General features: G+C 40.0%; 23 protein-coding genes and 1 riboswitch. Of the genes, 15 read left to right on the plus strand and 8 right to left on the minus strand.

Annotated features, from left to right (window positions below; translation table 11 throughout):
* The first annotated feature begins 30 nt into the window (after positions 1-30).
* Entirely contained in the window at positions 31-525 is a 495-nt protein-coding gene (locus ACQXR1_RS08015; protein WP_069839334.1) for a hypothetical protein, read from the plus strand.
* A 388-nt stretch (positions 526-913) separates the two neighbouring features.
* Here the strand turns inward: ACQXR1_RS08015 and ACQXR1_RS08020 are convergent, their stop codons facing one another.
* Positions 914-1,273: a hypothetical protein gene (locus tag ACQXR1_RS08020; protein ID WP_040082964.1), complete on the minus strand. Its 360-nt coding sequence runs from the start codon at positions 1,271-1,273 to the stop codon at positions 914-916.
* A gap of 336 nt (positions 1,274-1,609) precedes the next feature.
* Between ACQXR1_RS08020 and ACQXR1_RS08025 the strand changes: the two genes are divergently transcribed.
* The 3 genes from ACQXR1_RS08025 to oxdD all read left to right on the plus strand — a co-directional run bounded on the left by ACQXR1_RS08025 (position 1,610) and on the right by oxdD (position 4,323).
* On the plus strand, positions 1,610-2,371 hold the full coding sequence (locus ACQXR1_RS08025; protein WP_306644769.1) for an N-acetyltransferase: 762 nt from the start codon (positions 1,610-1,612) through the stop codon (positions 2,369-2,371).
* Between the two features lie 162 nt (positions 2,372-2,533).
* On the plus strand, positions 2,534-3,022 hold the full coding sequence (locus ACQXR1_RS08030; protein ID WP_103032158.1) for a DUF4944 domain-containing protein: 489 nt from the start codon (positions 2,534-2,536) through the stop codon (positions 3,020-3,022).
* Between the two features lie 122 nt (positions 3,023-3,144).
* Complete coding sequence (oxdD, locus tag ACQXR1_RS08035; RefSeq protein WP_430771954.1) at positions 3,145-4,323, plus strand: oxalate decarboxylase; 1,179 nt, start codon at positions 3,145-3,147, stop codon at positions 4,321-4,323.
* Between the two features lie 499 nt (positions 4,324-4,822).
* Here oxdD and ACQXR1_RS08040 read toward each other — a convergent pair whose 3' ends face one another.
* Both ACQXR1_RS08040 and ACQXR1_RS08045 read right to left on the minus strand, forming a co-directional pair.
* Positions 4,823-5,503 (minus strand): SOS response-associated peptidase, encoded by a 681-nt coding sequence (locus ACQXR1_RS08040; protein WP_430771955.1) that lies wholly within the window; start codon positions 5,501-5,503, stop codon positions 4,823-4,825.
* 231 nt (positions 5,504-5,734) lie between these two features.
* Positions 5,735-6,772: a polysaccharide lyase family 1 protein gene (locus tag ACQXR1_RS08045; RefSeq protein ID WP_306289728.1), complete on the minus strand. Its 1,038-nt coding sequence runs from the start codon at positions 6,770-6,772 to the stop codon at positions 5,735-5,737.
* A gap of 172 nt (positions 6,773-6,944) precedes the next feature.
* On the opposite strand from ACQXR1_RS08045, the gene ACQXR1_RS08050 reads away from it, so the two are divergent.
* Positions 6,945-7,622, plus strand: a complete 678-nt coding sequence (locus tag ACQXR1_RS08050) for a YoaK family protein (RefSeq protein ID WP_069839340.1) — start codon at positions 6,945-6,947, stop codon at positions 7,620-7,622.
* Between the two features lie 270 nt (positions 7,623-7,892).
* Positions 7,893-8,591 carry an expansin ExlX gene (gene exlX / locus ACQXR1_RS08055; protein ID WP_306644764.1) on the plus strand — a complete coding sequence of 233 codons (699 nt, stop codon included), beginning with the start codon at positions 7,893-7,895 and terminating at the stop codon, positions 8,589-8,591.
* A 37-nt stretch (positions 8,592-8,628) separates the two neighbouring features.
* Here exlX and hpaB read toward each other — a convergent pair whose 3' ends face one another.
* The gene (gene hpaB, locus ACQXR1_RS08060; protein WP_430771956.1) at positions 8,629-10,080 is read right to left on the minus strand and encodes a 4-hydroxyphenylacetate 3-monooxygenase, oxygenase component; all 1,452 of its coding nucleotides are present in this window, start codon (positions 10,078-10,080) and stop codon (positions 8,629-8,631) included.
* 306 nt (positions 10,081-10,386) lie between these two features.
* On the opposite strand from hpaB, the gene ACQXR1_RS08065 reads away from it, so the two are divergent.
* Entirely contained in the window at positions 10,387-12,072 is a 1,686-nt protein-coding gene (locus ACQXR1_RS08065; protein WP_430771957.1) for a methyl-accepting chemotaxis protein, read from the plus strand.
* Between the two features lie 114 nt (positions 12,073-12,186).
* On the opposite strand, the gene ACQXR1_RS08070 is transcribed toward ACQXR1_RS08065, so the two are convergent.
* The gene (locus tag ACQXR1_RS08070) at positions 12,187-12,474 is read right to left on the minus strand and encodes a YozQ family protein (RefSeq protein WP_040082979.1); all 288 of its coding nucleotides are present in this window, start codon (positions 12,472-12,474) and stop codon (positions 12,187-12,189) included.
* 43 nt (positions 12,475-12,517) lie between these two features.
* Positions 12,518-12,643 (minus strand): biofilm-forming protein, encoded by a 126-nt coding sequence (locus ACQXR1_RS08075; protein ID WP_430771958.1) that lies wholly within the window; start codon positions 12,641-12,643, stop codon positions 12,518-12,520.
* 275 nt (positions 12,644-12,918) lie between these two features.
* Here ACQXR1_RS08075 and ACQXR1_RS08080 point away from each other — a divergent pair, with 275 nt between their 5' ends.
* Positions 12,919-13,323: a UPF0715 family protein gene (locus ACQXR1_RS08080; protein WP_168780982.1), complete on the plus strand. Its 405-nt coding sequence runs from the start codon at positions 12,919-12,921 to the stop codon at positions 13,321-13,323.
* A 400-nt stretch (positions 13,324-13,723) separates the two neighbouring features.
* Here the strand turns inward: ACQXR1_RS08080 and ACQXR1_RS08085 are convergent, their stop codons facing one another.
* A complete protein-coding gene (locus ACQXR1_RS08085; RefSeq protein WP_095431623.1) occupies positions 13,724-14,014 on the minus strand; it encodes a hypothetical protein in 291 nt (96 codons plus the stop codon).
* A gap of 103 nt (positions 14,015-14,117) precedes the next feature.
* Complete coding sequence (locus tag ACQXR1_RS08090; protein WP_430771959.1) at positions 14,118-16,160, minus strand: molybdopterin oxidoreductase family protein; 2,043 nt, start codon at positions 16,158-16,160, stop codon at positions 14,118-14,120.
* A gap of 146 nt (positions 16,161-16,306) precedes the next feature.
* Positions 16,307-16,398: riboswitch (SAM riboswitch) on the plus strand.
* Between the two features lie 95 nt (positions 16,399-16,493).
* Here ACQXR1_RS08090 and ACQXR1_RS08095 point away from each other — a divergent pair.
* The 7 genes from ACQXR1_RS08095 to ACQXR1_RS08125 all read left to right on the plus strand — a co-directional run bounded on the left by ACQXR1_RS08095 (position 16,494) and on the right by ACQXR1_RS08125 (position 23,751).
* Positions 16,494-17,549, plus strand: a complete 1,056-nt coding sequence (locus ACQXR1_RS08095; RefSeq protein ID WP_430771960.1) for a 2-hydroxyacid dehydrogenase — start codon at positions 16,494-16,496, stop codon at positions 17,547-17,549.
* Positions 17,546-19,009 carry an FGGY-family carbohydrate kinase gene (locus ACQXR1_RS08100; RefSeq protein ID WP_430771961.1) on the plus strand — a complete coding sequence of 488 codons (1,464 nt, stop codon included), beginning with the start codon at positions 17,546-17,548 and terminating at the stop codon, positions 19,007-19,009. Before ACQXR1_RS08095 ends, ACQXR1_RS08100 begins: the two co-directional genes overlap by 4 nt.
* A 94-nt stretch (positions 19,010-19,103) precedes the next feature.
* Positions 19,104-20,348 carry an MFS transporter gene (locus tag ACQXR1_RS08105; protein ID WP_071580939.1) on the plus strand — a complete coding sequence of 415 codons (1,245 nt, stop codon included), beginning with the start codon at positions 19,104-19,106 and terminating at the stop codon, positions 20,346-20,348.
* Positions 20,349-20,506: 158 nt separating this feature from the next.
* A complete protein-coding gene (locus tag ACQXR1_RS08110) occupies positions 20,507-21,058 on the plus strand; it encodes a MarR family winged helix-turn-helix transcriptional regulator (RefSeq protein ID WP_227098634.1) in 552 nt (183 codons plus the stop codon).
* A 13-nt stretch (positions 21,059-21,071) separates the two neighbouring features.
* A complete protein-coding gene (locus ACQXR1_RS08115) occupies positions 21,072-22,010 on the plus strand; it encodes an ABC transporter ATP-binding protein (protein WP_430771962.1) in 939 nt (312 codons plus the stop codon).
* Between the two features lie 14 nt (positions 22,011-22,024).
* On the plus strand, positions 22,025-22,765 hold the full coding sequence (locus ACQXR1_RS08120) for an ABC transporter permease (protein ID WP_430771963.1): 741 nt from the start codon (positions 22,025-22,027) through the stop codon (positions 22,763-22,765).
* Positions 22,759-23,751, plus strand: coding sequence for an ABC transporter permease (locus tag ACQXR1_RS08125; RefSeq protein WP_430771964.1), 993 nt, complete (start codon positions 22,759-22,761; stop codon positions 23,749-23,751). Before ACQXR1_RS08120 ends, ACQXR1_RS08125 begins: the two co-directional genes overlap by 7 nt.
* The last annotated feature ends 196 nt before the right edge of the window (positions 23,752-23,947 follow it).

Consider the following 23,947-nt stretch of genomic DNA (forward strand, 5'->3'; position numbering starts at 1 on the left):
GCCAGTGAAAAGAAAGGAGGGACAAATGAAATGAAAAGGGTATTCTTTTCCGTATGTGCGGTAATAGTAGTTGGATTTGTTTTTTGTCAATCAAAAGCGCATGCTCTGACTTTTACGGTGTTGCCTATTACACAAAAAACAGACCAGTGGTCAGTAAAAGTAAGTGAAGCAAAAAATGCAAAGGAATTTGCGGAATCTCAAAAAGGAGAATATCAAGTATATTCCTTGGAAGTCAAAAATGTAGGAGAAAAAGCAGCTGCTGTAGATGTGCAATTGTATAGAAATGATCCTGATTCAATCACACGGTTTTCGCTTTTTGGATGCCCTGATGAAAACTGTGACAAACCAGAAGATCATAAAATGTTAGCCAAAAGTTTAAACGATGGCTCACCGCTGAAGTTCAATCATTTTATGCTGGCAGATAAGGCCTCCGAATTAGAGGTTGTCATTATTTGGACGCAAAAGGGACAAGAAGGGAGAAATTTAAAACAGACCTTTAAATTCACTGAGGATGGCGTTAATTAGGCAAAAAACTTGTCAGTCATCGATATGAATAGTCATATCTCTTAGATAGATAAGATTAACCAGCATTGAGCATACCGCAGAGAAAGGGGAGAGGAATACGAATATGATGTGGGTTTGATGATGAAGCCAGTACATTGCCAGAGAAAAAAATGACAGTTGGAAAGCCAATCACAGATGAATCAACTGCAAAGTGACTGCAATTTATCACTATAGTGAAGAACCAGAAGAGGCTCCAATTGAAGTGAATGTTTGTTGATTGTCATAAGGTCATTGAATACGAATAAAGAAAGCATGGAAATGTACAAGCGGTTGAATCACTCCTGCTCATTTTAGCTTGAAATGTGTGGATAAAGAGTGTTACCCCTTTGAAAAACAAAAAACACCCCACTTAATCATTAAAACCGTTCACTTCAAAATTTTCTATGTCAAGATTTAGGTTTTTTAATTGTTCCAGCAAAACGTCGAATTTTAAGCAACCACCATTTTTCAATTCTTCTGGAATATCTTCCGGATGAGCAATTTCCATCCCGCTCTCAATCCATTGTTTGCGATACAATTGAAATGCTGCCTCAATTAAATGATCAGGAGTTACAATAAAACCTAATCTCACATCATGATCCTCACTGTAGCCAAATTCAAAACCGCAACATGGACAAATGTCAAACGTTTTTTGATATTCTCCTTTATACAAAGGATTTTGAATTAATCCTTTGTATCCACAAATTAAACAAGAATAACATTTTTCCACTAAGTTTAATCCTCCTTTAACTGTTATTTGCTTTTGCTGTCACATAACAAATATTACTTCAAATAAAAAACTTCTTATACTATATATTTATAGCATAATACCCGATATTTGTATTATTTTTTCCATTACGTAAAAGCAAGAGGAGTGCATCTAATCCTTGAAGATGAACACACTTGCAATTTGAAATGGGTGATAGAGGAATCAAGATAAAATCTCAATATAAGAAGGTTTTTTTTATTAATTGGCAAAATGGAAGATAAGAAAAAGTATTTGAGTTGGGACGGGTAAAATGAGTTGAATTCCAAGTAATTGTGTTAAAGGAGGGAAAAGGAGGAAATGAGCTACATTGAAATCACAAAGGACAATATTGAAGACAATCATATTTGCTGCGCATTAGGCGCGAAACAATATGAGCATGCAGTTCATGAAAAGAAGAGATGGCTCAAAGCTCGAATGGATGAAGGATTGGTGTTCTATCGCTTACATGAACGGGCAAAAGTCTTTATTGAATATCTACCTGCGAATGAGGCATGGGTGCCTATCAATGCTCCTAATTTTATGTATATTAATTGTTTGTGGGTATCTGGCACATATAAAAATAACGGCCATGCGAAACGATTGTTGGACAAATGTATAGCAGATGCGAAAGTCCGCGGCATGGATGGCATTGTCCATATTGCGGGCAAGAAAAAACGTCCCTATTTAAGTGATAAGCGTTTCTTTGAGCATATGGGGTTTACTCTACAGGATGAAGCTGACCCTTATTTTCAATTAATGGCTTTAACTTGGAATGGCCTTGCAGCTTCTCCTGCATTTAAGGACCAGGTGAAAAGTGATTCCGTCAATGAAAAGGGGATTACCATATACTATACAGCTCAGTGCCCGTTTGCAGTGGGCATGATAAATGATTTGCGGGAATTGACTGAAAAGAAAGGGGTTCAATTTCAGTCAATTCATTTATCTTCAAAAGAAGAGGCACAAAAGTCACCAGCTATTTGGACAACTTTTAGCGTTTTTTTTGATGGGAGATTTGTGACTCATGAGATTATGAGTGTAAATAAATTTGAAAAGTTACTTAATAAACTCTTGTTAGCTTGATTTTTAAGTATATAAGCCCATTCTAAAACTATGTAAGGCGTGATATACGTTTAAATTTTGTCTCTGAAAGAGCTTTAATTTAAATTCGAAGTTTTTTATTTTCTTTTCAGTAACATTTTGATCATGTTTTCCTACTAAAGAATCAGGAAAGTGGGGAAAAACATGATAAAAAAGAACAACTTTAAGAAATGGCTATTGATCATTGCTGGATTCTTGATCATCTGCGCCATCGCATTATTTGTAATGGTGTCAGGAAACAAAGTGAAATATGAGGGCAGCGGGAAAAGCGGACTGTGGATGTCTAACCTTGAAAAATCAGACAAAACTTCAATTGGACCTAATTACTTTCTGAATTTGTATTGGCAGGGGAGTAAGAAAGATGAGAAAAGAACTGTTGTTGAAAGAATTACTCTGTATGTAGATGGCGAAAAATATCAAGATGATCACATAGATGAGTACGACTTATCAGAATACACAGGTGAAGAAATGCCAGGTGGGGGACGTATGGAGGACCATATCGCCACCTTTGATTATATGCCTGAAGATGAAGTGATAGGACATGATGTATTAGTGAAGGTAGAGTGGAAGACAGGCCAGAAAAAACAGACAGAAGAAATCAAATTACATAAGAAGCCATGGTATACAAAATAGCTTATTTGATGTATTTGTGATCACATTTGTGGTCACTTTTTTATTTGCGGATTCCTAGGCACAGCAATCTAAGACTCTGCATAGGCTGAAATAAAATCTTGTTCATTTCTAAAACGAGGTGCATGCTGTTGGAACAACAACCAATCAATCATGAAGGCAGAAACGTGCCGCAGCCTATTCGAAGTGATGGAGCTGGAGCTATTGATGCAGGTCCGCGAAATATGATGCGGGATATTCAAAATCCGAATATACTTGTTCCGCCTGTTACAGATGAAGGTATGATTCCTAACTTGAGATTTTCATTCTCAGACGCTCCCATGAAATTAGATCATGGCGGCTGGTCAAGAGAAATCACCGTCAGACAGCTTCCGATTTCGACTGCGATTGCAGGGGTAAACATGAGCTTAACTGCGGGAGGTGTCCGCGAGCTTCATTGGCATAAGCAAGCGGAGTGGGCTTATATGCTTTTGGGACGGGCACGTATCACCGCTGTTGACCAAGACGGACGAAATTTCATTGCTGATGTTGGCCCTGGCGACCTTTGGTACTTCCCGGCAGGAATTCCGCATTCCATACAGGGATTAGAACACTGCGAATTTCTGCTCGTTTTCGATGATGGAAACTTTTCTGAGTTTTCAACGTTAACCATTTCTGATTGGCTTGCACACACCCCAAAAGATGTTCTCTCTGCGAATTTTGGTGTGCCGGAGAATGCTTTCAACTCTCTTCCTTCAGAGCAAGTCTATATCTACCAAGGGAATGTGCCGGGATCAGTCGAAAGTGAAGACATTCAGTCACCATATGGAAAAGTACCCATGACCTTTAAACACGAGTTGCTAAATCAACCCCCAATTCAAATGCAAGGGGGGAGCGTACGAATTGTGGATTCTTCTAACTTCCCGATTTCAAAAACGATAGCCGCTGCACTTGTTCAGATTGAGCCTGGCGCGATGAGAGAGCTTCATTGGCACCCTAATAGCGATGAGTGGCAGTATTATCTAACAGGGCAGGGACGCATGACAGTATTTATCGGGAATGGGACTGCCCGCACATTTGACTATAGAGCAGGTGACGTTGGATACGTGCCTTCTAATGCTGGACACTATATACAAAACACTGGTACAGAAACCTTATGGTTTTTAGAAATGTTCAAAAGTGACCGCTATGCAGATGTGTCACTCAATCAATGGATGGCATTGACCCCTAAAGAATTAGTGCAAAGCAACTTAAATGCTGGATCAGTCATGCTTGATTCTCTGCGTAAGAAGAAAGTGCCTGTTGTAAAATATCCAGGCACGTAAAGACTGAACCGATCACACAGTGGTCTTAAAGTAACTAGAGCTAGGTGTCGGCCTGCGTTTTTATTTAATCCCTATGTATGCGTTATGTAGGGGTTTTCTGCTTGAATCGTATTGTAATGAGCTTTAAACTGTTTAGGTATTACACTGGATAGACAAAGAAAGAAGACCTTAATGTAAGATAAAAAAATTTAATTCTTAGGAGGAAAGGATATGGATTTACCTATATGGGCGTATATCATATTTGCAATCACAGGTGCGGCAGGTTTTATCAGTTTAATGTGGTTCAGTTTTTTTGCTGACAAAATTGAAAAGTGAAATTTTATAAGCAATGTAAATTCTTTTTACATCATTGGATTAACATTAAGTTTACATAATGATATTATTTAAAACCGAAAAAGAATAACTAATTGATCTGTGTACTAAATATTCATTGCAACCAAAATAGATTGGCCCTAAGGAACAAAGCCATTTTGCAAGTTCTTACTATAGAGTGCAATCACTACAGACTCTGTACATCAAGAAGCTCAGATGAATTATTTTTAGGTGAGTTTACTAATGATGAAACCCGGTATGCTTCCATGTCATCAGCTTCATAAGGCACAAGCAAGCTTTGCAGATATTCAGGGTTTGTATTGTGAGGATTTAGCCATTCCTTTTCAAAATCACGGGCCAATATAACCGGCATCCGGTCGTGTATATCTTTCATGAGCTCATTAGGCTCAGTTGTTATGATGGTGCAGGTATAAAGAGGATCACCTTGATGTGTGTTCCACTTTTCATATAAGCCAGCAAACGCAAAAAGAGCAGATGATTTCAATTTGATCCGCAATGGGATTTTGGTCTTGGAATCAAACCGTTTCCATTCATAAAAACTGTCGGCAGGGATGATGCAGCGTTTGCTGACAAGCGGTCTTTTAAAAGCCGGTTTCTCGGTTATTGTTTCGGCTCGAGCATTGATCATTTTATAACCGATCTTTTCATCTTTTGCCCAAGGAGGAATAAGCCCCCATCTAAGCTTGCCTAAGCGATTATTTGATCCATCATTGATGATCGCAAGAATGTTTTGTGATGGTGCGATATTATAGCTCGGCTGGTATTCATCTTTAGGAAAAAATTGATTGATGTCAAACTGGTCAATAATATCATCAAATGCAGAGAATAAAGTAAACCTGCCGCACATGTCCATCATCCTTTTTAGGGGTTTTTGAATAGTGTGTGGGACGAACGTTCATTTCATACAGGACCAGACAATGATTTCTTTTTACTTGCGATAAACTGGTATAATAAGAAAGACAGTAAAGAAGTTATTGTGAAAAAGAAATAATGCTTTTTGGTTTGACCAAGGATCGTTTAAAAATCGCGTTTAAGAACAAAAAGAGGCACGGCGTTTTTTACGCAGGCCTCTTTTATATCAGTAGCCAAATACCAGAGTTGTACTTTGTGATCCGGCATATTTCGTGACAAATTCTTTTGTATACTCCGGTGTTTGAACGCGATAACTGTAATTTGTCCCCGGATTCCATGAAGTCAAAGGGGAGGTTTGCTTGTTGAGTGAAGGGTAGCTGCCTATATCCTTGAAATAACCGGTGCCCTTGTCGTCAAGGATTCCGCCTTTTTCACTGCCTTTCCCAAAGTAATTATATTCGGAATATATTTTTGCTTTTGTGGCAATCGTAATCGCCTGGTTAAAATTGTTGCTGTAATTGTTTTTAACATGAAAGTATCCGTATCTCATCAGACCCGGGCCTCTAACATACAGGTTCTCAAAATAATTATTTGCGATTGTCATGTGGGGGTAGCCGTCATATTGATGCTGAGAATCATCTGGGTATCCTAAAATCAAACCGTATTTATGATTCGCAAATTTTGAGTTGCTGATCGTGATATAATCAGCTGATTTACCGATATACAGGAGTTTGTCCAAATCACTCCCGCTTGCACTATAGCTGTGGCCTGAGAATGTGACGTGATCTATCCAATAGTTCATGCCGGAGTCTAAATAAAGCTGGATATCATTATTTCCGTTAATCTGCGGACTGTGTTCAAACGTTAAATTTTGAAAAATGACATTTCCAGAAGCTGAAGAAGTTGTTAAATAAATATTTTTCAGCGTTTTTTTCGCATAAGAGCCCACGAGTGTTTTATTTGAGCCAACGGTAACTGTTGTTTTCGCAGATGCGGAAAGATCATTTTGGAGCACTAAAATTTTTGGTGTGGATCCTCCTAGATGGGTTTTTAAATCATTTATGCTTTGAATGTAAACAATCTGCCCGTTTTTCCCACCCGTTGTGCCCGCTTTGGAAATGCCTCTTTCATTTTTAGCATTTCCGGCAAATCCTAAAAGGCCATTCGTCGAGGTATTCGGAAAATCGACTGCGCCTAACGCTTTATCAGGCAAGAGAACCAATAACAAACCAAACACGGCGAACCATAAACAAAATCGTTTCATTACAATATACTTCCTTTCAATTTTAATCATTTCCTTGCGGAGATTATTATTACAGTTAATGGAAAGGAATGATAGGTTCTATCTTCCCAATTAACGCTTGGTTACTTAAAAAATACAGATTGCGTCAAAAGACATACTAACAATTGAAATAGAAGAAAGGATTGATACAACGTTGACTGCAGCCGCTTATCGAAACACCTTGCTATCACTTTTATGTTTAACAGCTGGAATCGTGGATGTAATTGGGTATTTAAGCTTGGGACATGTGTTCACAGCTAATATGACTGGAAACATTGTATTATTGGGATTAGCTATCGGCAAATCCCTTCAGGTCACTGTTTTCAATTCCTTAACTGCGCTCATTGGATTTATATGCGGCGTGATCATTGCAACACTGATTGTCGGAAAGGCGGAAAATACCCTTTGGCCTGCTGCTGTAACAAAAGCCCTTGCACTTGAAGCATTCATTTTATTTGTCTTTGCTTGTCTTTCTTTTTACCGGGCTTTTGTTCCTGTGCACATTTTGATTATACTCATGAGCATTTCCATGGGGATTCAAACGATAGCAGCCAAAAAACTGGGGATCGCAGGTATTTCTTCAACTGTATTGACCGGAACACTCGCTTCTCTATTAGAAGATATATCCGGCCGTTTGTTTTTTAAGAAGCAAAAGAAGACTTTCTTAAGAGATACTGTGTTAAGAGCACTAGCTATTATTTTATATTGTGTGGGAGCTATTATTGTTGCTCTGAGTGAACCTAATTTTAACCGCTTCATTATTTGGGTTCCGATTGTGCTGATCTTTGGCATTATGATGACAGCTAAGTTGAAACTAAGCGGGGAAAAATAGCTTTTCCTGCATAGCTGTTATCAGGCCAACAGGCTGTCTCATTTTTTGATTGTTATGTGAATTTTGTGAGGTGAAAATAAGAAATTCGGCTGATGTGCACATTCGTTCATTCGAATTGCTTTTTTCATAAGTACGCTTCATTAGATATATGAATGATAGTGAATTCGCCTTAAAATCAACTATGAATCTATTTCCTCTTTCAAACCAGTTGGATTGAGTCTTATAATGATAATGATTCTCATTTGAAGTCTGGTTTGAGGAGGACCAAGTATGAAAAAGATCATGAGTGCATTTGTTGGTATGGTTTTATTGACGATCCTCTGTTTTTCCCCGCAAGCTTCGGCAGCATATGACGACCTGCATGAAGGATATGCAACGTATACAGGGTCAGGTTATTCAGGAGGAGCTTTCCTGTTGGATCCCATTCCTTTCGATATGGAGATTACTGCAATAAATCCAGCGGATCTCAATTACGGAGGAGTAAAAGCAGCTCTTGCCGGCTCTTATTTGGAAGTTGAAGGGCCAAAAGGGAAAACAATCGTTTATGTTACTGATCTATATCCCGAAGGTGCTCGGGGAGCTCTCGATCTGTCACCTAATGCCTTCCGTAAAATCGGGAATATGAAAGATGGAAAAATCAATATTAAATGGCGTGTTGTCAAAGCTCCAATCACCGGAAATTTCACGTACCGGGTCAAAGAAGGCAGCAGCAGGTGGTGGGCGGCAATTCAAGTCAGAAACCACAGATATCCTGTTATGAAAATGGAATATGAAAAAGATGGCAAGTGGATTAACATGGAGAAAATGGACTATAACCATTTTGTCAGTACGAATTTAGGGACAGGCTCTCTCAAAGTCAGAATAACTGACATTCGCGGGAAAGTCGTGAAAGACACCATTCCAAAGCTTCCTGAAAGCGGAACGTCCAATGCATATACAGTGCCAGGGCATGTACAGTTTCCTAAATAAAAAATACGAAACAGCGGATCTTTTTCCGCTGTTTTTTTCATTGTTCTACATCTGCTTGTAAAAATGCTTTTATGATGTTCAACTGCTCATGCTTTGGATAGCTGGTATACAGCCTGCTTGAAATCCGAATAGGATCTCCGAAAAAGTATCTTTCGTAATGGGTTTGTCTTGTTCCGAATGAACTCATTGTTAAATCCCATGCCAATCGGAAAATTTTCACCCGTTCTTCAGCATTTGTATTGGTTGCTTGAAGATATTGGTCAAGATCTTCCCGTATCTCTGAATCAAACGCATTTTCAGTAGGCAGTGTCACCATTCCGCTAGCTCCAATTAATTGTATGATTTCAGTAAATCGAGGATACAGCTTAGGAATAATGGTACTGATGACTTGAAGAGGAATTAAACTAGGGCGCATATAGCCGAATTCATCTAATTGAGCGTCATTTTCCGACTTGTCAATGAGCGCTTTGATTGTTTCAAATCCTACAATGATTTCAGAGAGCTTTTCTTGTATGTGCTGATATTCGGAAACATTAATGGTGTCAACCAGAAGCTGTGCAACGCCTAATAGAAATTCAATTTTTATCATTTGCCTAATGACAACCTGGTGAAAGGTAAAAGCATGAAATGAGCTTTTTGTCATAAATTCTTTAGCTGCTTCCACATTATCGTAAAAAAACACACGATTCCAAGGCACTAACACATGATCAAAAACTACAATTGAATCCATCTCTTCATACCTTGAGCTTAAGGGGTGATTAAAGGCAGAGTCGCTTAACACAAATGATTCTCTTGTGATGAATTTGACGCCTTTTGTATTAGAAGGGAGTGAAAAAGCATAAGCTTCATCTGTTTCAAAGAAAAGTTTAGGCGCTGAAAAAACCAATATTTCATCAGTCAACCCGCCTTGTGTTGCAAGCAGACGCGCGCCATGAATGATTAAACCTTTTTCGGTTCTATCAATGACTTTAGCAGATATCGGTTTTTCACTTAGCCCGAAATAGGACTGTGACCGGTTCACTTGCGGGGTAATGAATGTATGGGTAAAAGAAAGGTCATGCTTAGCAGCTTGTTTATACATATCTAGTATATGTTCAGGAAAGCAATTCTCTTTATCTTTTAGAAGCTCTGCTGACGAAGCAAAGCTCATCATAACCGTATTCATGTAATCCGGACTTCTCCCCATCATTCCGTGAGTGTGTCTAGCCCAATGTTCAATCATGTTTCTTCTTTTTTTCAAATCATTCTTGGTCTTAGGCTGGAGATAGGAAAGGCCGATTCGATCATGATCTCCAGGAAGGCAATAAGTCATTTCGTTTATTAACTCATCCTTTGTTTGCAGTTCATAAAGCGAGCTTTTTGTTTTGAGTATTCCTTTAAATGCCGGATGATCAGAAATGTTACCCTTTATTTTTTTGCCATCATACCATATTTCGTTTTCTAGTTTGTTCAATCGGTCAATGAATTCTTTGCCATTGATGATCCCCATTTTAGTGTATCGCTCCTTAAATGTATGCTGCGTATTGTCATTATATTTTCGAGAAAACAGCCTGTTCAGCCAATTTGAGATGGGAAAAGCCTTTTTTAGAAAAACGAATAAGAGTGACTTACATACCGTAAAGGTTTTTCTGTAAGTTCAGAGACGTCAAAACATTTGCTTATTTATGTGAAAACATCACTATAAAACTTGATAACACGTGTCGATATTATGGGCATAAGCGTAAACGAATTGGATTCATACGCTTGAATATATTTTATTTCAGCCATTACTTCGTGGAGAAAGGGAAAACGACACATGAAAGTGAAAACAAAATTGCTGGGGATTATATCAATACTAGTTGTTTCAATCATTGGAATTGGGGGCTCCTCAGTTTTTATGATTTCTTCTATTGTGAAAAAGAATGAAGAACTTAAAGACAAAATGGAATTCCAAAAAGAGATGAAACACATTCAGTATGAATTGACCGGGTTATCAAATGATGAAAGAGGCTTCTTGATTACTGGAGACAAAGAATATGACGAAGGCATGAAGGAAAAATCAGACGATGTCTTAAAGAGCCTTGATCGGGTTTATGACTTGATTGATGAAGAGAAGTATCAATCCAATATTGAAGACATTAAGACAAGTTTTACTCAGTATAGAGCTTTGAATCAGCAAGTATTAACAGCCTACTCTTCAGATCCGAAAAAAGCAGAAACCATCCATTTTGGGGAAGAAAGAACACTAAGAAAAGAAGTCGTAGATCCGGCTGTCAATAAGCTGTCTGATCGCCTGGATCAAGAGGTAGAGGATCTAAAGGATGAAATACGGGGCAATGGGAAAATGAGTCAATGGCTCATCATCTCTGTCACAGGAATATCAGTAATATTAGGCATTGTTCTAAGCATAATGCTGTTAAGGTCCATTATGGTGCCACTAAGAAGCATAAATAAGCAGCTAGAAGAAATTGCCCACGGTGAGGCTGATTTAACCAAAAAAGTCATAGTGAAAAATAAAGATGAATTTGGCCAGCTTGCCCAATCTTTTAATGCTTTTACTCATTCATTATCGCAAATTGTGAAGCAAATCAGCAGTTCATCTGAACAAGTCGCCGCTTCCTCCGAAGAATTATCCGCAAGCGCAGAAGAATCAAAATCAACATCTGAACATATTTCCCAATCCATGCAGATGGCTGCAGACAGCAATGTGAAGCAAAGCTCAATGACAGAAAAGAGCGCAGAATCCATCACTGAATTATTAGACAGTATATCATCTGTTGCTTCAAATACAGGGAACATAGCGGATCTTTCTTCTTCGATGAGAGACAAGGCTGAAATAGGATCTAAATCAGTTAACAAGATGTTAGATCAGATGAAATTTATTGATAAATCCGTAGAGTCAGCCGGGAATGGATTACAGGCATTGGTAGCGAGCACAGCAGAAATCAGTGATATTTCCTCGCTTATCACGACAATTTCCGAGCAGACCAATTTGTTGGCCCTAAACGCAGCGATCGAGGCGGCCAGAGCAGGAGAGCAAGGAAAAGGATTTGCTGTGGTGGCTGAAGAAGTTCGGAAATTAGCGGATGAAACAAATAAATCAGCAAACCACATTCAATCGGTGGTAGCGACCATCCAAAACGAATCGATAGAAACGGTAAATAATATTAAGGTTGTTCAAGAAAATGTGACCTCAGGTATTGTTCTTTCTCAAGAAACAACAGGAAATTTCAATGAAATCCTGAACCTGGTGGAACAGGTCACTTCTCAAATACAAGAAGTCGCAGCAGCAACTCAACAGCTTACTTCAGGCGTTGAAGTGATTCAGCACACAGTTCATACATTGGCCGCTGGAACAAAAGAAACGTCAGCAAATACAGAAGCGGTTGCAAAATCATCAGAGGAACAGCTACATTCAATGGAGGAAATCTCCTATGCTGCAGAATCTTTATCTCAGTTGGCGGAAGAGCTTCAATCCGTCATTAACCGTTTTAAATATTAATCAGATTACTAAAGTGCAAAACCCCATCTCATGAGGTGGGGTTTTACTGCCTTTATTGAGATTGTTTCTAAAAACGGAACCGGCTTTTTTCTCAAGCTCGTTCCGTTTGAATGACTAGTCCAAGTTTTGATCGATCGTCCCTTCAAAATAGTCATCGCTGACTTGTTCATGAGTTTCAGCCAATCCTTTTTCTAATTGTGTGGTCCCTTTATAATCTGAGGGCTCAAAGGATTTCCCGGCTACATCCGTTGTGTCATTTATGTTTTCTTTGTTATGAGTTTGTGTTTCAGTGTTTTCTGTCTCAGCATTGCTGCTTACAGATTGCTGAAAATTATATTCCTTGTCTATTGAAGAAAATCTTTTATAATCATCAGGTCTGTCGGCTCCGTTTTTTTGAGTCACTTTACTTCCTCCAGATTATTGAAATTTTAATGAGGGCAAGAACTTATTTCGTTCTTTTAGGATCAGAAGAACCATGTTTTTTAGGATCATCTGCTTTAAAAGCTGTCTCAGTCTCATGGTCATTTTTTATTTGTTCATTACTTGAATTTTGAATTCCTTTTTGGCTCATAGGTTTCACTCCTTTACGAAAAGTGTTGAAATATCAACTCTTCTTATTTTGTCTGTTGATCAGGTATTCATTCGTTTTTTTCATTCGCGATTTGGACAATCAGGAGAGGCATCTCCATGCCAATCGTATTATTTAATAAAAAGCCGGCATTTTTGAAACTTTTTATCTTCGCATTGCGTATGACAGTGGGGGAAGACATCTCGATAAAAGAAATACAAAGGTTGTAAATCTATACTAACAGCACTGTGAATAAATCAAACAAGGGGGGTGAAAAAATGAAAAAAATCGCAGCATATTATCTAATGACATTAGGGCTATCCAGCCTTACGTTTGGTTTGTTTTTCGGGCTATATTCTTTCGTTATGTATGGCGATATGATAATTGCATTGTTTACAGCAGCAATTGCTTTATTATACGCTTTTATGATGTATGGCCTTTTTGCTGTTCCGCTGCAAATGATGTTTCAGAAAAAAGCGAGAACATTCAATGTCATGTATCTATTGATTTACAGTGTGATTGCTTTTATCGCGGCTTTCCTGTTATTTTTTATTGGTGAACCTGCGTCAATAGCAAGGACATTGCAAACGTATATTTATTATGTGTTAAGTATTACAGCTGCAGTGATTTACTGGTTCTGGGATTCCCTGATCCTTTATAAACGTACAGCTTCGGGCGTATAAAGTAAATCAGAGAAACTGAAGTCGAATATGAAAAAAGTCGGGGATTCATTAAAAATTGAGGATATTGCATTTACATTGCTGCGTGAATCTAAAAGTTTTAGGTTTCATAGTTAAAAAGTAAATTCTCCGCAGATAAAGGCGCAGTATGGAAGGGCATAATGAGAGCACATATTCAATCCGAATAGGTTTTCTAAGTTTTTACGATACATACGTTCATCAAGATGATAACGTCATCAATCAAAGGGAATATAAAATCTATTGTAGTGGAACGGACATTTTGTCCTGTTTGAGGAAAGAAATTGATGGGGTTAATCGTTTTAACATCGCTTATGGCAAAGGGTCAAACCATATAGTTAAACTAAACTGAGGAGAGCATTGCGCTCTCCTCAGTTTTTCTTTATTAACCCTGCTGTTTTTCAACTAATGTAAATGTCCATTCTTTTAACATCTGTTTCTGTACATATCTTTTTCCGTTTATTTCGATGTAAGGGATGTCTTTCATATCTCCGGCTAGCTGTTTAGCCTCAGCTGTAGTAATTCCTAAAAAATGTCCGATGTAAAAGTGAATATCTCGTTCTTTTATAAGATAGGTATCACTTTTTTCATATGCTTTTGGATGGTTCATTTGCTTTAAGCCTTCACCGATAAAATAGCCAGCCAAAGCAATACCGATTCCTAAAAAAACGTCCATATGCATGCCTCCATTATGTCAATGTTATGATATACGGGCTTGGCATGCTCCGGGTTTCATTAAATTTGAAAGAAAACAGCCAAAACGAATACTGGCTGTTTTTTCAAACCTTTTCAATCTGTACACGGCCTGAAAAAAAGGTGGCGCCGCCTCCCATATCGGACAGCCGGTCTGGGGTTAGCGCGTTTACAAGCTGTTTTTTTCCTTGCTCATCTGCCCATAATCCTTGGCTGACAACGACACCTGGCAGCACTTGTTCTCCGACTGATGCGGTCAGCTCACATTCTCCCCGGCTGTTCCAAACTCGTACAGGAGCCCCATCAACGATTCCATGTTCTTCAGCATCTTTTGTGTTGATAAAGAGCTTTGGCGTCTTTTCCAGCTTGATGTGTTTTTCATTGTTTGAAAACGTTGAGTTTAAGAAATTATGGTTTGGCGCCGGAACATACATAAACGGATGTTCATCATCGGTTACAAGAGGCGTAAATGTCGGTAAAGCCGGGAAACCAGCTTGTCTCATTTGTTCTGAATATAATTCTATTTTTCCGCTTGGCGTTGGAAGTTTGCCAGGAAACAGCGGTTTATTGCGTTTCGCTTTCATAAATGAATGCTTAGTAAGTGAATCGTAATTAATCTCTGCCAAATGCGGATTATCTGGATGGTCAAGCGCTTGGCGGATTAATTCTTCATCTGAATCCTTGAGCTCCTGGTCTGTGAATCCCATTGCTTCAGCCAGTAATCGGAACACCTCAGTATTAGACTTGCTTTCTCCATAGTTCTCAATCACCGGCTGCTGAAGCTGAATGTAATGGTGCCAGTAGGAAGTATAAAAATCAGTGTTCGCAAAAGCGGATGTTGCAGGCAGTACAATGTCCGCATAGGCAGCCGTTTCCGTTAAAAACAAATCATGAACCACAGTAAACAAGTCTTCCCGCAGCAAGCCCTGTCTGACTTTGTTTGCTTCCGGCGCGACGACGGCAGGGTTCGTTCCGTAAATAAAAAGAGAGCGGATAGGCGGATCTGTTTCCAAAAGCACCTTGCCAAGCTGATTCATATTAAACGACCTCGGTGTGCGTCCTTTCAATAAGTCGGGCCGCTGCAAGGCATTTGTGTTATATTCTAAAATTCCGCTGTTATGCTTAATTGCGCCGCCCCCTTTATGCAGCCATTGGCCGATGATCGCCGGAAGACAGGCAATCGTCCTTACAATCATCCCGCCGTTATCGTGATGCTGGATTCCATTTCCGATTCTGATAAAAGAAGGAGAGATTTTACCGTACATTCTTGCCAGCTGATAAATATCTTCAGTGCTGATCCCGGTGATCATTGATACCTTTTCCGGATTATACTGTTTCACGTGTTCACGGAGCTTGTCGTAGCCGACCGTGTATTCAGACAGGAATGCTTCATCGTGAAGGTTTTCTTTAAATAGAATGTGCATAATGCCAAGAGCAAGTGCGCTGTCAGTTCCTGGCTTTATTGGAATAAACCAATCTGCAAGACGCCCTGTCTGATTTTTATGTACATCGATCACGACAATTTTGGCACCTTTTTTTCGCGCTTTTTGGGCGATCGTAATTTGGTGCATGTTTGTGCTGACAGCGTTAATTCCCCAAAAAATAAATAGTTTTGTATGAATGGTTTCCTCAGGATCGATTCCCGCGCTTATGCCCATTGTATATTTATAGCCTTCAGATCCCGCTTTGCTGCAAATCGTCCGTTCAAGCTGGCTTGATCCCATGCGGTAAAAAAAGCGGCGGTCCATTCCTTCAGCTGTCAATTTCCCCATATTTCCGTAAAAGCTGTAAGGAAGTATGCTTTCAGCTCCCTCTTCATCAATCAGCCGTTTCCAGCGAGAGGTGATGGTATTGATGGCCTCTTCCCAGGAAATCGGTTCAAATATCGCTTGGCCTTTCGCACCTGTTCGTTTGAGCGGCGTAGTCAGCCGCTTTTCATCATAGATGCGCTCCGTCATGTTTCGGACTTTGTTGCATATGTTTCCAGCCGTGACAGGATGATCGGGATCTCCCTGCACTTTCACGATTTTTCCGTCTTTTTTATGTACTAATAATCCGCACTGATCCGGGCAGTCCAGCGAGCAAACGGATTTAAAAATGCCGTTTTGTTGTGTGGCAAAAGATTTCATGGCCCAGTTCCTCTCTAGTTAGATATTTTGTAAGAATTATAACATTTCGGATGATAACGTCAATTCTGAAAAAAAGAGATTGACATCAATCTGAGACTTCTTTATGATAAACGTATTCTTTATTCTGAAAATTACATACTCAACATTTTCTATCCAGAGAGGTGGAGGGACTGGCCCTATGAAACCTCGGCAACATTATTGTGCCAATTCCAGCAAGCGTCAGCTTGAAAGATAGGAAAGCAAGGTTTATACCGGCGTCTGCCTGTAACAGAGCGCGCCTATATATGAATCTCTTTCCATCTTCGGAAAGAGATTTTTTTATGAAAAAATACGATGAAAAGGATGTTTTGCACCATGACGGTTTTGGTTACAGCGCCGTACAACGAAGAAGGGCGAAAAGAGCTAAAAAACTTGTTTGGCTCAGTTATTTATCAATCTTGGAAAGAACAAGGCCGGGCATATCGGGAGGATGAACTCATTCAGCTGCTAAAGGCAACAAATGCGACAGGTTTGATTACTGAGCTTGATCAGGTAACAGACAGCGTATTTGCTTCTGTTCCCGAACTTTCATTTGTCGGTGTTTGCAGGGGAATGCCCTCCAATGTGGATGTGGCAGCTGCCTCAAAAAGGGGTATACCTGTTTTTTATACACCAGGGCGGAATGCACAAGCCGTTGCCGAATTGTTTATTGGAAATGTGATTTCCTTTCTCCGTCATACCAGAGCCTCGAATCAGTGGCTGAAGGATGGGAAGTGGAAAAGTGATTACCTGCAGGCTTATGTCAAATTTAAAGGAAATGAGCTAACAGGAAAAACGGTTGGCATGATTGGGTTCGGCGCGGTTGGCCAAAGGATTGCAAAACTGCTGACTGCGTTTGACTGTAAGATAAAGTATTACGATCCATACATTCAAGACGATCATCTGCTGTATGAAAAAGTATCTCTTAAAACGGTATTTTCAGACAGTGATATCGTTTCTGTCCATCTGCCTCGCACTGAGGAAACACTTGGACTGATAGATCGGCAATATTTTGATTTGATGAAAGAGAGTGCGATTTTCGTCAATACTTCAAGAGCAGTTGTCGTAAACCGTGAAGATCTTTTATCTGTATTAACAGAACATAAAATCAGAGGTGCGATACTAGACGTTTTTTATCATGAACCTCCAGAGGAATCGGATTATGAATTGATCTCATTGCCTAATGTTCTGGCAACACCGCATCTCGCTGGGGCAACCTTTGAAGTAGAGGATCATCACGTGTCGATCATGAATGATGCCCTCAAAAAGTGGAAGGTTGAAAATATTCCTAATATTCCGACATTGTATAACAAAGACAAACTGAGAACAGAGGTAAAGAAAAGAGGTAAAGAAAAGAGGTTAACAGAATGAAAAAACAAAAAGGCTATCTCGTTTTCGATATCGGCACAGGCAATGCGAGGGTAGCGGTCGTGAGTGTCTCAGGCATTGTTCAAACGGTTGAACGGGAGGACATCGAGTATTCCACTGAGACGCTTTACCCGGACAGCCGTTATTTTTCTCCTCAGATACTGTGGAAGCAAGTAATGAGGTTGGCAAAACGTGCGCTATCCCGTTCGCGTGATATTGACATCATTGGGTTGACATCGACGAGTCAAAGACAGGGGATTGTTCTGATCGATCAAAACGGTGACTCTTTTCTCGGGCTGCCGAACATAGATAACCGTGGCCGAGAGTGGGAGGAGAGCATTCCCGATCGGGAAGAGATATACAGCCGTACAGGCCGTCTGCCAACTGCGCTTTTTTCTGCACTCAAGCTTTATGGTTTGAAGCAGCGCCAGCCTTCTTTATGGGAAAAGACTGCAAGCTTTACAAGCATCAGTGATTGGGTGACATACCAACTGAGCGGAATCCTAACATATGAACCATCGCAGGCAACAGAAACTCTGCTGTTTGATGTGAAGCATAACACTTGGTCAGAAGAGATGTGCGACATATTCGGCTTTTCTCCATCTCTCCTTCCGCCTCTTGTAAGAGCGGGAACAGCAATTGGAACAATAGCAAATGAATATGCAGCCGAATTATGTCTTTCAATAAATGCTAAGGTGATAACCGGGGGCGGGGATACACAGCTAGCTGTGAAAAGCACCGGAGCTGGACTTGAGGACATTGTCATCGTATCAGGGACAACAACGCCAATAACCAAAATTACTGCGGACCATGGCGACACAAAACATAAAGCCTGGCTGAACTGCCATACAGATCAAGGGCATTGGCTAGTGGAAACGAATCCGGGAATTACCGGTCTGAATTATCAAAAATTAAAACAGATTTTCTATCCGAATGAATCGTACGACGTAATGGAGGAGGAAATTTCTGCACTAGCAAAAGAAAACAATGCGTGTATAGCGGCTCTCGGCTCTTATTTATCAGCTGAAAAGAATGCATTAACGAGAGGCGGTTTTCTTTTTGACACTCCGCTTTCAGCAGATTTAAAGAGGGCACATTTTGTACGTGCAGCGCTAGAAGAGATCGCATTTTCAATCAAATGGAACTTTGACATTTTAACAGAGGTTACTCCGTTTAAACGTGACTATGTTTGGGTGTGCGGAGGGGGATTCCAAAGCAAAGCGCTCACTCAATATATCGCTGACCTTCTTCAGAAAAAAATCTATGTCAAAGAGGGATATCATCAGGCATCTGTCGTTGGTGCTGCAGTCATTTGCAATGAAAGCTTTCAATTAACGGAGGAGATGTCAGCAAATGTCCGGGTGATCGAACCGAAGAGCTGTCAGACAGAATTGGCTTTATATGAGGAATGGAAGCAAACTCAGCGCTTTTTTTCAGGGTCAGAAAGCAAAGTGTTGATATAAGGCGGCATATCCGGATGTTTTGAGGAATTGTCTAATTTTTAGCTTTAATAAGGTAATACGGTAATGTATATAAGCATCTAAGGAGGAAACAGATATGTTAGATAAAATCGGTATACCAAAGCGGCTTGCGTGGGGATTTTTAGGAGTTGTTTTGTTTATGATGGGAGACGGACTTGAACAAGGCTGGCTCAGCCCGTTTCTGACCGAAAACGGATTGACTGTTCAGCAATCTGCTTCCATTTTTAGCATTTACGGGATTGCGCTTGCCATAGCTTCCTGGTTTTCAGGTGTATGTCTCGAAGCATTTGGCGCAAAACGGACGATGTTTATGGGGCTGTTGTTTTATGTAATCGGTACAGCCGCCTTTATCGTGTTTGGGTTTGAACAGCTAAACCTCCCTGTGATGTATGTGACTTACTTCGTAAAAGGGTTAGGCTACCCGCTATTTGCTTATTCTTTCTTGACATGGGTCATTTACAGAACACCGCAAAACAGACTGAGCACTGCTGTCGGCTGGTTTTGGATTGCCTATTGCCTGGGCATGTTTGTATTCGGTGCTTGGTACTCAAGCTACGCGATCAAAGCGTTCGGTTATTTGAATACGCTTTGGAGCTCTATATTCTGGGTATGTCTAGGTGCATTCTTCGCATTGTTTATCAATAAAGACCGTTTTGAAAAGAAGAAAAGAAAACGATCAGAAACAGCCGAGGAGCTTTTAAAAGGGGTAACGATTCTATTTACAAATCCGCGCGTGCTTACAGGCGGAATCATCAGAATCATCAACAGCATTGGTACATATGGATTCCCAGTCTTTTTGCCGATGCACATGGCTCAGCACGGAATTTCAACCAATGTGTGGCTGCAAATTTGGGGAACCATTTTTCTGGGGAACATTGTGTTTAACCTTATCTTTGGAATTGTCGGCGATAAATTCGGCTGGAAAAATACTGTTATGTGGTTCGGCGGAGTCGGCTGCGGTATTTTCACCGTCTTATTATACTACGCACCGGTTTTCTCCGGCGGAAGTGTAGCGGTTGTCAGTGTGATCGGCTTTATTTGGGGAGGTTTGCTGGCAGGCTATGTGCCGATCGGTGCAATTGTGCCGACGGTGGCCGGAAAAGACAAAGGAGCAGCCATGTCTGTATTGAATTTGGCTGCAGGTTTATCAGCGTTTGTCGGTCCCGCGCTTGCTTGGTTGTTCATCGGCCTTGTCGGTGCGCAAGGCGTCGTCTGGATCTTTGCGGTTCTTTACCTTGCAAGTGCGGTCATGACGAAATGCATTCATATACCTGAAGAAAAAGCGGTAAAGGAGGAAACATCTCCTCAATATGCATCTTAATCAAAAAGCGCCCCTGCAACAGGGCGCTTTTTGTCTTTTGTATTGTCGAAGGATCTGGATCTGAAACTTTTCTAACGAAAATAGACAATATGTTGACAATTAATTAAGAAGTGTTATGATGTTATTGACAACATATTGTCTATTTAGGAGGGAATAACATGGATTATTCAAAAGAACTGAAAGATTTATTTTTAATGCAACAATCTTACGCTACTCTTTTTTCTGTTTTAAACAAAATCCAATCACGCGGGGATGATTATTATGAAAGCTTAACGTCAAGACAATTTATGACAATGGTTGCCATACTGCATTTACCGGAAGAGGAAACGACATTTAACAACATCGCAAAAAAATTAGGCACTTCAAAACAAAACATCAATAGGCTTGTCAGTAGTATTGAAAAAAGAGGTTATGTCATTACTGTTCCGAGTAAACGCGACAAGCGAGCGGTTAATGTGAAGATTACTGATTCAGGCAAGCGTGTCATGGAGGAATGCGGTGAAAAAGCGGTGTACTTTATGGCAGATCTATTTAAAGGGTTTTCTACGGAAGAGTTGGAAACATTGTGGGTTTTATTGAAGAAACTGTACAGTTTTGACGGAGAGGAACAGGATGGCTTTGAAGAAAACGCTGCTGATTTTGACATTGAACAAAATCGGGACGATTTGAAAACAAATTTATTGCAGGAATTCGCAAAACGGAGAATGTAAAAGGGAGACTAGTATGAACAACGTGGTGGCAGTTGAAGATTTGAAAATGCAGTACGGAAACAAAACAGCGGTAGATGGGATTTCGTTTGAAGTGAGAGAGGGGGAAGTTCTTGGCTTGTTAGGCCCAAATGGTGCTGGGAAAAGTACCACCATTCATATGTTATCCGGGATATTGTCGGCTAGTTCCGGAAACGTTACAATATTGGGCCATGATGTAAAAAAAGGGTCAAAGGAAATGAAGAAAGGCATCGGGATTGTACCTCAAGACCTAGCGATTTATGAGGAAATCTCCGCTGAGAAAAATGTTCGTTTTTTTGCCAGTCTTTATTCTCTTAAAGGAGAAGAACTCAAAGCCCGAGTCAAAGAGGCTTTGGAGCTCGTACAGCTATATGACCGAAAAGATGACAAGCCAAAGACGTTTTCAGGCGGGATGAAAAGAAGATTAAACATTGCGTGCGCCATTGCCCATCAGCCGAAACTGATTATCATGGATGAGCCCACGGTAGGAATCGATCCACAAACCCGTCATCACATTTTGGAATCGATAAAAGAACTGAAAACAAAAGGTGCAAGCATCATTTACTCTACACACTATATGGAAGAAGTCGAGGCTATTGCAGATCGCATTATAATCATGAATGAAGGGAGAATCATTGCCAATGGAACAAAAGAAGAGCTGTACAGAGAAGCCAATAAAGAAATAACATATGCTTTTCAACTGGCGAATGTTCAGCGATTAAATAAAAACTCGATTAGAGAAATCAAAGGAGTGACAGGAGTTGATTTTTCTGACAATCAACTAAATGTGACCGTTCAGCAGAACCAATATCACCTGAGTAAAATCATAGAAGAATTGAGTGCCCAAAGCTGCAGCCTTCTAAGCATGAACAAACAAGAGATATCGTTAGAAACAGTATTTTTAGAACTGACGGGAAGAAACTTAAGAGATTAGGAGACAAAAAGAATTTGTTAAAATTGATAGCGTTTGATTTTATGAATATTGTAAGGAATCCGGTTCTTGTGATCGCCAATTCGGCCTTTCCTTTCGTTCTCATTCTGGTCATGGGCTTTGTAACGAAAAACAGCTTTGGGGCAGTTGGGGTCAGTTCGTATGATTATTATGGAGTGAATATGATGATTTTTGCTGCAGCTCTGATCGCTATGACGGCTTCAAATACGTTTATGGAGGAAAAGGTGAAGAAAGCGAACCTCCGTATTGTATATGCGCCCGTTTCGACAACCGGTATATATCTTTCTAAATTACTATCAACCTGGATATTCAGTGTCATTATGTACAGTATGAATATGTTAGTCGCCCAGACAATGTTTCGTTTGAACTTTGGTGGACAACATCTTCCGTATTTCATGCTCTTATTATATGTATTTTTATTTTTTGGCTGCTGTTTAGGCACAATGTTCTGCTGTTTGTTCAAAAATGAAGAGCAGGCGAACGGGCTTATGCAAATTCCGATTGCTTTTTTTGTTTTCTTTGGCGGCGTATTCTTCGGGATTCATCGATTTGGAAACATCGTCAATTTCATATCAATTTTTTCTCCGGTTAAATGGGTAATAGAATGTCAGTTTCGCCTTATTTATGATCACGATTTCAGTATGCTGCTACCCGTTATGTCAGGACTATTATTTGCCTCCATCATTTGTATTGCCGTTTCACAAGTTGTATGTAAGCCGGAGGGATATATATGCTGAGTTTATTCCGAAACAGGTGGGAACGAATGCTGACCAAAAAATCCATTATGATCATTGCAGTGATTATTATGCCGCTGATGATTGGTGTTGCGATTATGTTTTCCGGAGAGCCCGTTTTCAAAGAAACGATCGCATTTGTAACAGAGAAGGACAGCGTGCAGCATGTGCCGAGTGACTCTGCATTTAGAGTGGTGGAGGTTTATCAGAAGCCGAAGTTTTCTGATCTGGTGTTAGGGAAATATGCAGCGATCGTAGAAAAAAATCAACATGATTACAAAGTGACCACTCTGAAAAGTAAAACGGATCAAAAAATGATTCTGCAATTTTTTGAAACTGGAAAAATGCCAGGCAGTTACCGTGGGGAGGATGAATTAAGGACTCAACGGGGAACAGGAACGAATATATTAGGTTTTATCGTAATGCTTGTCTTGATGCAAGGTGTGGCATTAGCTTCGTTATATCCAGAAGACCGGATGCTCAAAACCTTTAGAAGGATTTTGGTGTCTCCCGTACATGTGGGGAATTATTTGCTTGTTCAATTTATCTTTACGTTTTTATGTCTATACATACCTACATACTTGGCCATTGTGATTACAAATGTATTCTTTCATGCTGAAATTGGTTTCCGTTTGGACATTCTTGCTGGGCTACTGGGTGTTCTAATCATGCTTGCGACAGGGTTCGCTATCTTTATGGCTTCTGTGATGGATCGAAACATCAGTTTGATGTCCAGCGGTATCAGTGTTGTCACGTGTGTATTGTCAGGCTGTTTTCTTTCTTTTGCTCCGCATCATCCATTGTTGAATGCGCTTTGTGAGATACTGCCGCAAAAAGCGTATATGACTTTCATTCACGGGGTAGAAACGGGGCATACAATGTGGGAATACAAAATTCAGATTGTCTATATTTTGATGTGGTCGGCTGTGTTTTGTTTCCTTGGTGGTTTTATTACAAGAAGAAGGATTATTAAAGGGATTTATGAATAGTGAAGATGGAACATAAGATGTATAGGTTTCTGTGCATCTTTTTTGTTTATGAGTGATTATGTTGTGTCGATCAGTATGTTATAAAGAGGATTAGAGGTAGGTGAAAATCTGACCAAGAATCAAGACGCAGTCGATGAATCTGGTGCAGCTTCATCGATGTTGTTTGCTGTCGCATGCAGATGGCCATAGCCGATAT

The organism is Bacillus sp. ATD (genome assembly GCF_050585765.1).
In the GTDB taxonomy this organism is placed as follows: Bacteria; Bacillota; Bacilli; order Bacillales; family Bacillaceae; genus Bacillus; species Bacillus stercoris.

What these genes read in the sequence shown, in the direction of transcription:
- ACQXR1_RS08015 (WP_069839334.1), top strand. Translation starts at nt 31, where the DNA reads ATGAAAAGGGTATTCTTTTCCGTATGTGCGGTAATAGTAGTTGGATTT.
- ACQXR1_RS08025 (WP_306644769.1), top strand. Translation starts at nt 1,610, where the DNA reads ATGAGCTACATTGAAATCACAAAGGACAATATTGAAGACAATCATATT.
- ACQXR1_RS08030 (WP_103032158.1), top strand. Translation starts at nt 2,534, where the DNA reads ATGATAAAAAAGAACAACTTTAAGAAATGGCTATTGATCATTGCTGGA.
- oxdD (WP_430771954.1), top strand. Translation starts at nt 3,145, where the DNA reads ATGCTGTTGGAACAACAACCAATCAATCATGAAGGCAGAAACGTGCCG.
- ACQXR1_RS08040 (WP_430771955.1), bottom strand. Translation starts at nt 5,503, where the DNA reads ATGTGCGGCAGGTTTACTTTATTCTCTGCATTTGATGATATTATTGAC.
- ACQXR1_RS08045 (WP_306289728.1), bottom strand. Translation starts at nt 6,772, where the DNA reads ATGAAACGATTTTGTTTATGGTTCGCCGTGTTTGGTTTGTTATTGGTT.
- exlX (WP_306644764.1), top strand. Translation starts at nt 7,893, where the DNA reads ATGAAAAAGATCATGAGTGCATTTGTTGGTATGGTTTTATTGACGATC.
- hpaB (WP_430771956.1), bottom strand. Translation starts at nt 10,080, where the DNA reads ATGGGGATCATCAATGGCAAAGAATTCATTGACCGATTGAACAAACTA.
- ACQXR1_RS08065 (WP_430771957.1), top strand. Translation starts at nt 10,387, where the DNA reads ATGAAAGTGAAAACAAAATTGCTGGGGATTATATCAATACTAGTTGTT.
- ACQXR1_RS08075 (WP_430771958.1), bottom strand. Translation starts at nt 12,643, where the DNA reads ATGAGCCAAAAAGGAATTCAAAATTCAAGTAATGAACAAATAAAAAAT.
- ACQXR1_RS08080 (WP_168780982.1), top strand. Translation starts at nt 12,919, where the DNA reads ATGAAAAAAATCGCAGCATATTATCTAATGACATTAGGGCTATCCAGC.
- ACQXR1_RS08085 (WP_095431623.1), bottom strand. Translation starts at nt 14,014, where the DNA reads ATGGACGTTTTTTTAGGAATCGGTATTGCTTTGGCTGGCTATTTTATC.
- ACQXR1_RS08090 (WP_430771959.1), bottom strand. Translation starts at nt 16,160, where the DNA reads ATGAAATCTTTTGCCACACAACAAAACGGCATTTTTAAATCCGTTTGC.
- ACQXR1_RS08095 (WP_430771960.1), top strand. Translation starts at nt 16,494, where the DNA reads ATGAAAAGGATGTTTTGCACCATGACGGTTTTGGTTACAGCGCCGTAC.
- ACQXR1_RS08100 (WP_430771961.1), top strand. Translation starts at nt 17,546, where the DNA reads ATGAAAAAACAAAAAGGCTATCTCGTTTTCGATATCGGCACAGGCAAT.
- ACQXR1_RS08105 (WP_071580939.1), top strand. Translation starts at nt 19,104, where the DNA reads ATGTTAGATAAAATCGGTATACCAAAGCGGCTTGCGTGGGGATTTTTA.
- ACQXR1_RS08110 (WP_227098634.1), top strand. Translation starts at nt 20,507, where the DNA reads ATGGATTATTCAAAAGAACTGAAAGATTTATTTTTAATGCAACAATCT.
- ACQXR1_RS08115 (WP_430771962.1), top strand. Translation starts at nt 21,072, where the DNA reads ATGAACAACGTGGTGGCAGTTGAAGATTTGAAAATGCAGTACGGAAAC.
- ACQXR1_RS08125 (WP_430771964.1), top strand. Translation starts at nt 22,759, where the DNA reads ATGCTGAGTTTATTCCGAAACAGGTGGGAACGAATGCTGACCAAAAAA.